Below are 10,410 nucleotides of genomic sequence, written 5' to 3'. Positions count from 1 at the left end.
CTACGAGAACCTCACGCTCGCCGCCGCGTTCGATCCGGCGACGTTCGAGCCGCGCGATGAGTCGTTCGCGGCGTCGCCCGCCGCCATCGCCGGAGCGGTCGCCACCGCCCTCGCCGTCGCGGCCCTCGTCGCCGCGATCGTCCTGTATGCGCTCCGCTGGCGCGATCACCCCGGGCGGGGCACCATCATCGCGCAGTACGAGCCGCCCGAGGGCGTCAGCGCGATGGTCGCCGCCGACCTCGTCGGCCGCGCGGAGAAGGGCGTGACCGCCACCATCCTCGAGCGGGCGGTGGCCGGAGAGCTCCGCGTGGTCGAGACCGGCCGCAAGCAGTACGCCGTCGAGTTCGTCGGCGGCGCGTGGGGCGACGCCGACGCGATCTCGGTGGTCTCCGCGCTCTACAGCGACGCGCCGTTCCCGGGCGCGCGGCGCGAGCTGAAGTCGCGAGACACGACCCTCGGTCGCCGCCTGCTCGCGCTCCGCCAGGCCGTCGCGAAGCGCGTGGCGCAGGAGGGACTCCGTCGGCGTCCCGACCCGGTGCTGCGTCTGTTGCTCGCCGTCGCGGCGATCGGGGCCGCGACCCTCAGCGTCGTCTTCGGCGTCGTGGCGCTCGACGACCACCGCGGCGGCGCCTGGCCCTTCATCCTGTTCGCCGGAGCCATCGTGGCCGCCATCGCCGCGGTCTTCGTGGTCGCCGGGGTCCGGCCGCTCACCGAGCGGGGCCGAGAGGTCCGCGACCACCTCGAGGGGCTGCGCCTCTACATCCGGCTCGCCGAGGCCGATCGGCTGCGGGTGCTGCAGAGCCCGAGCGGCGCGCTGCGCGTGGACCGTCCCGCGGCGGCATCCGTGGCGGGAGTGCCGACGGCACCGGATGCCGCGGCCACCGCCGTGACCCTCGACCCCGCCGTGGTGCTGAAGCTGAACGAGCGCCTGCTGCCGTACGCCGTGCTCTTCGGCCTCGAGCAGGAATGGAGCCGGGAACTCGCGGCCCTCTACGAGGCCCGCGGGGAGACACCCGGGTGGTACGCCGGGCGGGGCGCCTTCGACTCACGCGCGTTCGCGGTCGGCGTGGCATCGTTCTCGTCGGCGTCGAGCACGTCGTGGTCGGGGTCGAGCTCGAGCTCGTCGTCGAGCGGATCCGGCGGCGGAGGTTCGTCGGGCGGTGGTGGCGGCGGCGGAGGCGGTGGCGGCGTCTGAGCCGTCAGTCCTCGGCGTCGGGGGCGCGCTCGTCGCGGAGGTCGACCCGGCGCTCGGCGTCGAGGCCGGGCACCTCATCGGCGAGGCTGTCGTCGAGCGGCCGGTGGTCGTCGTCGGCCGCGAGCTCCTCCTCGTCGAACTCCGTGTCCTGCGACACCGTGAATTCGTCGTCCTCGGGCGAGATGGCGCCCGCTCCCGCGCGTTCGTCCATGGCTGAAGCATAGGCCGACTCCATGGCGGCCGCACCGGTGGATCCGGCGTCGTGGGTGCCATCGTCGCGTCACGGGCGCCCGTCGGCCGCGCAGTCGGGCTAGAATAGGGACGCGCCCGACGAATCCGTTCTTCGGCCCGACCACGTGAGCCCGGCTCGCGTGCTGCTCGGTTCGGGATTCGGCGTACCGCGTGCGGCGACATCACGGTCGCCCCGAGCGGTCCCGACCACCGCCACCGGTGACGAGGGGGCGAGCCGGAGACGGCCCGAGAGCGGGAGGACCATGGCCCAGACGAGGCAGCGCCAGCGCACGAGATCACGTGACGACGACGCACCCATCATCCCGATCCTCGCGCGCAAGGTGCGCGAGGTCGAGACCAAGGCGCAGAAGGGCAAGCTCGGGCCGACCAACCGCACGAAGTTCCAGGTCATCGCGCTGCTCATGCGCGAGGAGCGGGCGCGGGTGAAGTCCGACCCCGAGGTCGCCGACGCCGCACGGGCCGAGCTGCTGAAGCGCCTCGACGGCATCGCGCAGATCCTCGCGAAGACGGCCGCGCGCGACACGAGCCTCATCCAGTTGCTGGAGCCCGACGCCTCGATCTCCACGGTCGCGCAGCGCTTCCGCCGCGACTGGCTGCTCGAGTCCGGCGCCGAGCTGAGCCCCGACGAGCTCATCATCACGCGCGAGCCCGAGGCCAAGCCCGAGCTCGGCGAGAACCAGGTCATCCCGGCCTCGGTGCGGTCGCGCCTGCTCGCGAACCCCTTCCTCGCGCCCGACTTCTCCAAGCCGCCGGCGCCCGTGGTGCCCGTGCGCCGCCTCGCCAACTGGGAGCTGCTCGGCCCGCTGTTCAAGTCGTTCGAGCTCGGCTCGGGCGGCCAGGCGGCCACCATGGAGCTGCCCGAGGCGCCCGCCGTCGACCGGCTCGCCCCCCGCGGCCTCGAGCTCATGAAGCACCAGGCGCGGTTCATCGAGTCCGCCCGGCTCGGTCACCGCACGTTCCTGCTCGCCGACGAGCCGGGCCTCGGCAAGACGGCGCAGTCCGTGCTCGCGGCATCCGTCGCCGACGCCTACCCGCTCCTCGCGGTCGTGCCGAACGTGGTGAAGATGAACTGGGCCCGCGAGGTCGAGCGGTGGACCCCGCACCGGCGAGCCACGGTCATCCACGGCGACGGCGACACCCTCGACGCCTTCGCCGACGTGGTGATCGTCAACTACGACGTGCTCGACCGGCACATGGCGTGGCTGTCGACCCTCGGGTTCCGCGGCATGGTCGTCGACGAGGCGCACTTCATCAAGAACCTGCAGTCGCAGCGCTCGCGCAACGTGCTCGCGCTCGCCGACCGCATCCGTCGCGCCGCTCCCGGCGGCGACCCGCTGCTGCTGGCCCTCACCGGCACGCCGCTCATCAACGACGTCGACGACTTCCGGGCCATCTGGCAGTTCCTCGGCTGGATCGACGGCGACAGGCCTTCACCGGCGCTGCTCGGCAAGCTCGAGGAGACCGGGCTGACCCCGGCCGATCACGGCTTCTACGTCGAGGCCCGCCGCACGGTGATCGACCTCGGCATCGTGCGCCGCCGCAAGGTCGACGTCGCGGCCGACCTGCCCGACAAGCGCATCGCCGACCTGCCGGTCGAGCTCGACGACGAGCTGGGCCGCTCGGTCCGGGCGGCCGAGCGCGAGCTCGGCAATCGCCTCGTGGGCCGCTTCCGAGCCCTCGTCGAGGCGCGCAACCTTCGCATCGGCGACCTCGACGACGACCAGCGCGACCAGTACATCCGCGCCGTCGCGAGCGCCGAGCTCGAGGAGTCGAAGTCGGCGAAGTCGGGCGAGAACGTCTTCACGATGGTGCGCCGCATCGGGCAGGCCAAGGCCGGCCTCGCGGCCGACTACGCGGCCCAGCTGGCCCGCTCGGTGGGCAAGGTCGTGTTCTTCGCGAAGCACATCGACGTCATGGACCAGGCCGAGGCGGCGCTCGCCGCGCGCGAGCTGCGCACCGTGTCGCTGCGCGGCGACCAGACCGCGCTGCAGCGCCAGGCAGCTATCGACGCGTTCAACACGGATCCCGAGGTCGCCGTGGCGGTCTGCTCGCTCACGGCCGCCGGCGTCGGCGTCAACCTGCAGGCGGCGTCCAACGTGGTGCTCGCCGAGCTCAGCTGGACGGCCGCCGAGCAGACGCAGGCGATCGACCGGGTGCACCGCATCGGCCAGGACGAGCCGGTCACCGCCTGGCGCATCATCGCCGCGCACACGATCGACGCGCGCATCGCCGAGCTCATCGACTCGAAGCAGGGACTCGCGGCGCGAGCGCTCGACGGCAGCGACGTCGAGCCGGGCTCCGCGGATTCGGTGCAGCTCGACGCCCTGCAGCACCTGCTGCGTGCGGCCCTCGACGGCACGCTCTGACGCCGCGGGCCGGGGTCCCGCACCGTTCGGGCGGGACCTGAGGAACCCTATAGACTGCCGCAGTCGATACGCCCCGACGCTGCGGCCCGGCAACACCACTGTTCGCTTCGAGCACCTTGGAGTCGTCCACACATGAAGATCGGGATCCTCACCAGCGGCGGCGACTGCCCCGGCCTGAACGCCGTGATCCGCGGCGCCGTGCTCAAGGGCGTCATCGCCCACGACACGGAGTTCGTCGGGTTCCGTGGGGGCTGGCGTGGTGTCGTCAAGGCCGACCTCATGGAGATCACGCGTCACGACGTGCGGGGCCTCGCGAAGCAGGGCGGCACGATCCTCGGCTCCAGCCGCACCAACCCGTTCGAGGGCGAGGGCGGCGGCCCCGAGAACATCCAGCGCATGCTCGACGAGCACGGCATCGACGCGATCGTCGCCATCGGCGGCGAGGGCACGCTCACGGCGGCACGCCGTCTCTACGACGAGGGCGGCATCAACGTCGTCGGCGTCCCCAAGACCATCGACAACGACCTCGCGGCCACCGACTACTCCTTCGGCTTCGACACCGCCGTGCAGATCGCGACCGAGGCGATCGACCGGCTCCGCACGACGGCCGACTCCCACGGCCGCTGCATGGTGCTCGAGGTCATGGGCCGGCACGTCGGCTGGATCGCGCTGCACTCGGGCATGGCGGGCGGCGCCCACGCCATCCTCATCCCCGAGCAGCCCCAGTCCATCGAGCAGATCTGCGAGTGGGTCGAGTCCGTGCGCCAGCGCGGGCGTGCGCCGCTCATCGTCGTGGCCGAGGGCTTCAAGTTCGACGGCATGGAGGAGGCGCACTCGCACAAGGGCCTCGACGCGTTCAACCGCCCGCGCCTCGGCGGCATCGCCGAGCTCATCGCCCCGATGATCGAGGAGCGCACCGGCATCGAGTCGCGCGCGACCGTGCTCGGGCACATCCAGCGCGGCGGCGAGCCGACCGCCTACGACCGGGTGCTCGCGACCCGCCTCGGCATGGCGGCGGTCGACGCCGTCTACGAGCGCGCCTGGGGCTCGATGGTGACCCTCCGCGGCACCGACATCGCGACGGTCTCCATCGCCGACGCCACGCACAGCCTCAACCGCGTTCCCCAGTCGCGCTACGACGAGGCGAAGATCCTCTTCGGCTGACGGATGCCGCTGCCCCAGGTCTGCGTCTGCTACCTCCTGCGCGAGCGGGCGGGCACGACCGAGGTGCTGCTCGGACGCAAGAAGCACGGCCTCGGCATGGGCAACTTCGTCGGACTCGGCGGCAAGCTCGAGGCGGGGGAGTCCGCCRCCGACGCCGCCGTTCGCGAGGTGTTCGAGGAGTCGGGGGTCGTCGTCGCGGCATCCGACCTCGAACCGCGGGGGTTGCTGACCTACCACTTCCCGCATCGGGAGGCGTGGAGCCAGGAGTCCAGCGTGTTCGTCTGCCGTGCGTGGACCGGGACACCGTCGGGCTCCGACGAACTGGACCCCGAGTGGTTCGCAGTCGACGCGGTGCCGTACGGCGAGATGTGGGACGACGCGCGTCACTGGCTGCCCGCGGTGCTCGCCGGAGGGCGGGTGCGTCGCACCTTCGTCTTCGGTGAGGATCTCGCCACCGTGGTGGATGCACCCGAACCGGTCGCGTAGTATCGACGGGGCACGGCGCTCGCCGCATCCGCAACCCACGGTCCCTGAACACTCGGTGAATCGCAGCACCGATCCAGAGAAAGACGCCGGTGGAACTCACCCTCCTCGTCGTGCTGGTCATCGTACTGGCCCTCTTCTTCGACTTCACGAACGGCTTCCACGACACCGCGAACGCGATGGCCACGCCCATCGCGACCGGTGCGCTGAAGCCGAAGGTCGCCGTCACCATCGCCGCCATCCTGAACCTGGTCGGCGCCTTCCTCTCCACGGAGGTCGCGCGCACCATCTCGGGCGGCATCATCAAGGAGGGCGACGGCGGGGTCCTGATCACCCCCGAGCTGATCTTCGCCGGCCTCCTGGGCGCGATCGTCTGGAACATGATCACCTGGCTCCTCGGGCTGCCGTCGTCGTCGAGCCACGCGCTCTTCGGTGGACTCATCGGCGCCACCATCGTGGGCTTCGGCGTGTACGCGATCGACTTCAGCGTGGTGCTGTCGAAGGTCGTGCTGCCCGCGGTGCTCGCGCCGCTCACAGCCGGACTCATCGCCTACACGGCCACGAAGCTCGCCTACGCGATCACCCGCCGCTACGACGGCAAGCCCGACGGCCGCGACGGGTTCCGCTACGGACAGATCTTCTCGAGCTCGCTCGTCGCACTGGCGCACGGCACCAACGACGCCCAGAAGACGATGGGCGTGATCACCCTCCTCCTCATCTCGGTCGGGCTGCAGCCCGTGGGCAGCGGTCCCGAGTTCTGGGTGATCACGGTCTGCGCCGTCGCGATCGCGCTCGGCACCTACGTGGGCGGCTGGCGCATCATCAAGACCCTCGGCACGGGGCTCACCGAAATCAAGCCCGCGCAGGGCTTCGCCGCCGAGACCTCGACGGCGGCGACCATCCTGGCGTCCACCCACCTGGGCTTCGCCCTCTCGACGACGCAGGTCGCGTCGGGCTCGGTCATCGGGTCGGGCATGGGTCGCCGCGGCTCGAAGGTGCGCTGGGGCACCGCCGGCCGCATCGGCGTCGGGTGGCTCCTCACCCTTCCCTCGGCCGGCATCGTGGGCGCGCTGGCGGCCTTCGTCGCCACGTTCGGCGTCATCGGCATCGTCATCGACACGATCGTCGGGGCCGTGGTCATCGGCGGGATCTTCCTCTGGTCGCGGCGCAACGAGGTCGACGCCTCGAACGTCGTGAGCGAGGTCGCTAGCTCCGGTCGTGCGGTGAAGATCAAGAACAACCCCAAGCCCAAGAAGAAGGTGGCGCCGTGATCGACTGGCTCGCGTTCCTCCTGGTGCTCGTCTCGGCGCTCCTCGCGACGGTCGTCGTCGTGAGCACCTATTCGCTCGGCCTCCGCCTCCTGACCGTGTCGGGTCGCACCCCGATCGTCACGCCGGCGGAGTTCACCGACGCGATCGCGGTCATCACCCCTGCCGAGGCGAAGGCCGCGGCGAAGAAGGCGGCCAAGGCCGCGAAGAAGAGCCCGCTCACCGAGGGGCAGAAGCGCGCGGCGCTCATCGGCGCCCGGGTGTGCTTCGTGGTCAGCGCGATCGCCGTGGTCGTCGGCATCTACCTCATCGTGCCGGTGCTCCACGGGTTCCTCAACTGACGCAGAGGATCCCTCAGGTGTGCAGCGTCAGCCGATGCGCGGCTAGGGTCGTCGCGTGACGACTTCCACCCGTACCGACGTCCCGCCCGAGAGCCCGCGCTCGACGTCCGCCCTCGACCGCTTCTTCGAGATCACCGCACGCGGCTCGTCCGTGGGCGCCGAGGTGCGCGGCGGCCTCGTGACGTTCGTGACGATGGCCTACATCGTCATCCTGAACCCGATCATCCTGTCGAGCGCGACCGACGTCGACGGCGACCAGCTCGGGTTCGCCCAGGTCGCCGCGGTCACCGCCCTGACCGCCGGGGTCATGACGATCCTGTTCGGCGTGGTGGCGCGGCTGCCGTTCGCCTTCGCCGCGGGCCTCGGCATCAACTCGTTCCTCGCGGTGAGCGTCGTCGGCCAGGTCACCTGGCCCGAGGCCATGGGCCTCGTGCTCATCAACGGCCTCATCATCGTGCTGCTCGCCGCGACCGGCCTGCGACGACTCATCTTCGACGCCGTGCCGTTGCAGCTGAAGATCGCCATCACCGTGGGCATCGGCCTGTTCATCGCCTTCATCGGGTTCGTCGACGCGGGATTCGTCACGTCGACGGGCCTGTCGTCGCCGCCCGTCGGGCTGGGGGTCGGCGGCTCCATCGCCACCGTGCCGACGCTGGTGTTCGTCGTCACCCTCCTGCTCACGGGCATCCTCGTCGCGCGCAAGGTGCGCGGGGCGATCCTCATCGGCCTGCTGAGCGGCACGGTGCTGGCCCTCATCGCCGAGGCCATCTGGCACTTCGGCTCCAAGGTCGACAACGACGGCGGATGGGGACTCTCGGTGCCCGCGCTCCCCGAGCAGTGGGTGAGCCTGCCCGACCTCTCGCTCGTCGGCCAGGTGAGCTTCGGCAGCTTCGAGCGGATCGGCGTGCTCGCCGCCCTCATGCTCGTCTTCACCCTGGTGTTCACGAACTTCTTCGACGCGATGGGCACGCTCACGGGCCTGTCCAAGGAGGCGGGCCTCGCCGACGAGCGCGGCGACTTCCCGCGCCTGCGCTCCGCGCTGATCGTCGAGGGCGTGGGCGCCGTCGCCGGCGGCTTCACGTCGAGCTCGTCGAACACGGTGTTCATCGAGTCCGGTGCGGGCATCGGCGAGGGCGCGCGCACGGGCCTCGCGAACCTCGTGACCGGCGCACTGTTCCTGCTCGCGATGTTCTTCACGCCGCTGACCTCCATCGTGCCCTCGGAGGTCGCCGCCGCCGCGCTCGTCATCGTGGGCGCGCTCATGATGGCGCAGATCCGCGGCATCGACCTGGCCGACTTCTCGGTGCTGCTGCCCGTGTTCCTCACCATCACGGTGATGCCGCTCACCTACTCCATCGCCAACGGCATCGGGGCCGGCTTCATCAGCTGGGTGGTCATCCGCTCGTGCTCGGGCAAGGCCCGCGAGATCAGCCCGCTGCTCTGGATCGTCGCGGCCGGATTCCTCGTCTACTTCGTGCGGGGTCCGATCGAGACGCTGCTCGGCGGCTGATCCGGTCGCGCGGCCGGCGGGCCGTCGGTGCCCCGCACGCGGGCGATGCCGCGCATCAGGTGGTAGATGACGATCGCGGCGATCGTGCCGAGCGCGATGCCGTTGAACGAGACCTCCCCGAAGCTGAACGTGAAGTCGGCGATGCCGATGATGAGCGCCGTCGCGGCGGTGAACTGGTTCACGGGGCTCGTGAAGTCGACCCGGTTGTCGATCCAGATCTTCACGCCGATGATCCCGATCAGGCCGTAGAGCGCGGTGGTGATGCCGCCGAGCACGCCGGGCGGGATGGTGTTGATCACCGCGCCGACCTTGGGCGAGAGGCCGAGCAGCACGGCGAAGAGGCCGGCGACCCAATAGGCGGCCGTCGAGTACACGCGCGTCGCGGCCATGACGCCGATGTTCTCGCCATAGGTCGTGGTGCCCGAGCCGCCGAAGAAGCCCGCGATCGTGGTGGCGAGCCCGTCGGAGAACAGCGCGCGTCCGGTGGAGGCGTTGATCGACGCATCCGTCATCTGCGCGACGCCCTTGATGTGTCCCACGTTCTCGGCGATGAGCACGAGCACCACGGGCAGGAACGCCGGCAGCATGCCCCAGACGGCACTGTCGGCGAACGGGTTCGCGGGCAGGTGGAACTGCGGCAGGCCGACCCACGCGGCATCCGCCACCGCGCCGAAGTCGACCTCGCCCTGCACGACCGCGGCGACGTAGCCGATCACGACGCCGAGCAGGATCGACATGCGCCCGAGGATGCCGCGGAAGGCGACGCTCGCCACGATGACCGCGGTGAGCGTGATGAGGGCCGTGAGCGGCGCCTGCTCGAAGTTCGACTTCGCCACCGGCGCGAGGTTGAACCCGATCAGTGCGACGATGGCACCCGCGACGACCGGTGGCATGAGCGCGTCGATCCAGCCGGTGCCGCCCCACTGCACGATGAGGCCGACGAGGGCGAGCAGGATGCCCACCACGACGATGCCGAACAAGGCGGCGCCCATGGGGTCGTCGACGTCGGCGCCCATCRCCGCGAGGATCGGTGCGATGAACGCGAAGGAGGAGCCCAGGTAGCTCGGCACCCGGTTCCGCGTGATGACGAGGAACAGGATGGTGCCGACGCCCGAGAAGAACAGCGTCGTCGCGGGCGGGAAGCCCGTGAGGATGGGCACGAGGAAGGTCGCGCCGAACATCGCGACGACGTGCTGGGCGCCGAGGCCGATGGTGCGCGGCCAGCTCAGGCGCTCGCCGGGCGCGACGACCTCGCCGGGCGCGACGTGGGCTCCGTCGCCGTGGACGGTCCAGGGCAGGTGCATGCTGCTCCGATCGTGAGGGGCCGAATCCCTGCGATCGTATCCGTCGGGGAGGGCGCCACCGGGGGCACGCGCGGGCGTGCCACCGCGGGATCGGGGGGATAGCCCCATGTCGCCGGCCGTGCGGCAYCCGTAGCGTGGAAGCACACCCCACGAACAGGAGAACATGACCATGACCACCGCAACGCCCACCTCGCAGCCGCAGGCGCCGTTCGGCGAGCCGAACCCATATGCGCCGGGAGCCGCGCCCACGGCGGAGTCGCGCGGGTTCAGCATCGCCAGCCTCGTGCTCGGCCTCGTCTCGATCGTCGCGAGCTCGACCTTCTTCGTGCCGGTCGCCGGCCTCGTGCTCGGCGTCATGGCCCTGCAGCGCGAGCCGCAGTCGCGCACGATGGCGATCTGGGGCATCGTCCTCAACGGCGTCATGCTCGCCGGCACGGTGCTCTTCACCATCGGCGCACTGGTCTTCGGCCTTGCGATGCTGCCGTTCGCGTTCCTCTGATCGCACGCTCGMGTCGCACGTCCAGGAC

Annotated in this window: 10 protein-coding genes; 8 read left to right on the top strand and 2 right to left on the bottom strand. The window is 71.0% G+C overall.

Translation table 11 applies throughout. The annotated features are described in order from the left end of the window. Positions 1 to 1,195 (top strand): DUF2207 family protein (locus tag AC1DY2_RS08965; RefSeq protein ID WP_476762100.1); only part of this gene is annotated, 1,195 nt, incomplete at its 5' end. A 4-nt stretch (positions 1,196 to 1,199) separates the two neighbouring features. Here the strand turns inward: AC1DY2_RS08965 and AC1DY2_RS08960 are convergent. Further along, on the bottom strand, positions 1,200 to 1,406 hold the full coding sequence (locus AC1DY2_RS08960; RefSeq protein ID WP_476762099.1) for a hypothetical protein: 207 nt from the start codon (positions 1,404 to 1,406) through the stop codon (positions 1,200 to 1,202). Positions 1,407 to 1,689: 283 nt separating this feature from the next. Here AC1DY2_RS08960 and AC1DY2_RS08955 point away from each other — a divergent pair, with 283 nt between their 5' ends. The 6 genes from AC1DY2_RS08955 to AC1DY2_RS08930 all read left to right on the top strand — a co-directional run bounded on the left by AC1DY2_RS08955 (position 1,690) and on the right by AC1DY2_RS08930 (position 8,579). Further along, on the top strand, positions 1,690 to 3,813 hold the full coding sequence (locus AC1DY2_RS08955) for a DEAD/DEAH box helicase (protein WP_476762098.1): 2,124 nt from the start codon (positions 1,690 to 1,692) through the stop codon (positions 3,811 to 3,813). 132 nt (positions 3,814 to 3,945) lie between these two features. Continuing rightward, the gene (locus AC1DY2_RS08950) at positions 3,946 to 4,977 is read left to right on the top strand and encodes a 6-phosphofructokinase (protein WP_476762097.1); all 1,032 of its coding nucleotides are present in this window, start codon (positions 3,946 to 3,948) and stop codon (positions 4,975 to 4,977) included. 3 nt (positions 4,978 to 4,980) lie between these two features. Beyond that, entirely contained in the window at positions 4,981 to 5,463 is a 483-nt protein-coding gene (locus tag AC1DY2_RS08945; protein WP_476762096.1) for an 8-oxo-dGTP diphosphatase, read from the top strand. Between the two features lie 89 nt (positions 5,464 to 5,552). Then, positions 5,553 to 6,731: an inorganic phosphate transporter gene (locus AC1DY2_RS08940; RefSeq protein ID WP_476762095.1), complete on the top strand. Its 1,179-nt coding sequence runs from the start codon at positions 5,553 to 5,555 to the stop codon at positions 6,729 to 6,731. Further along, positions 6,728 to 7,069, top strand: a complete 342-nt coding sequence (locus AC1DY2_RS08935; protein WP_476762094.1) for a peptidase — start codon at positions 6,728 to 6,730, stop codon at positions 7,067 to 7,069. The genes AC1DY2_RS08940 and AC1DY2_RS08935 overlap by 4 nt, the downstream gene beginning before the upstream one ends. Before the next feature lie 55 nt (positions 7,070 to 7,124). Further along, positions 7,125 to 8,579, top strand: coding sequence for an NCS2 family permease (locus tag AC1DY2_RS08930; protein WP_476762093.1), 1,455 nt, complete (start codon positions 7,125 to 7,127; stop codon positions 8,577 to 8,579). Here AC1DY2_RS08930 and AC1DY2_RS08925 read toward each other — a convergent pair. Beyond that, the gene (locus tag AC1DY2_RS08925; protein WP_476762092.1) at positions 8,537 to 9,883 is read right to left on the bottom strand and encodes a uracil-xanthine permease family protein; all 1,347 of its coding nucleotides are present in this window, start codon (positions 9,881 to 9,883) and stop codon (positions 8,537 to 8,539) included. The genes AC1DY2_RS08930 and AC1DY2_RS08925 overlap by 43 nt on opposite strands. A gap of 169 nt (positions 9,884 to 10,052) precedes the next feature. Here AC1DY2_RS08925 and AC1DY2_RS08920 point away from each other — a divergent pair, with 169 nt between their 5' ends. Beyond that, positions 10,053 to 10,382 (top strand): DUF4190 domain-containing protein, encoded by a 330-nt coding sequence (locus AC1DY2_RS08920; RefSeq protein WP_476762091.1) that lies wholly within the window; start codon positions 10,053 to 10,055, stop codon positions 10,380 to 10,382. The last annotated feature ends 28 nt before the right edge of the window (positions 10,383 to 10,410 follow it).

Source organism: Agromyces sp. P1_H4, assembly GCF_056405255.1.
This window is presented reverse-complemented; position numbering and strand designations above follow the sequence as displayed.

What these genes read in the sequence shown, in the direction of transcription:
- AC1DY2_RS08955 (WP_476762098.1), top strand. Translation starts at nt 1,690, where the DNA reads ATGGCCCAGACGAGGCAGCGCCAGCGCACGAGATCACGTGACGACGAC.
- AC1DY2_RS08950 (WP_476762097.1), top strand. Translation starts at nt 3,946, where the DNA reads ATGAAGATCGGGATCCTCACCAGCGGCGGCGACTGCCCCGGCCTGAAC.
- AC1DY2_RS08920 (WP_476762091.1), top strand. Translation starts at nt 10,053, where the DNA reads ATGACCACCGCAACGCCCACCTCGCAGCCGCAGGCGCCGTTCGGCGAG.
- AC1DY2_RS08960 (WP_476762099.1), bottom strand. Translation starts at nt 1,406, where the DNA reads ATGGACGAACGCGCGGGAGCGGGCGCCATCTCGCCCGAGGACGACGAA.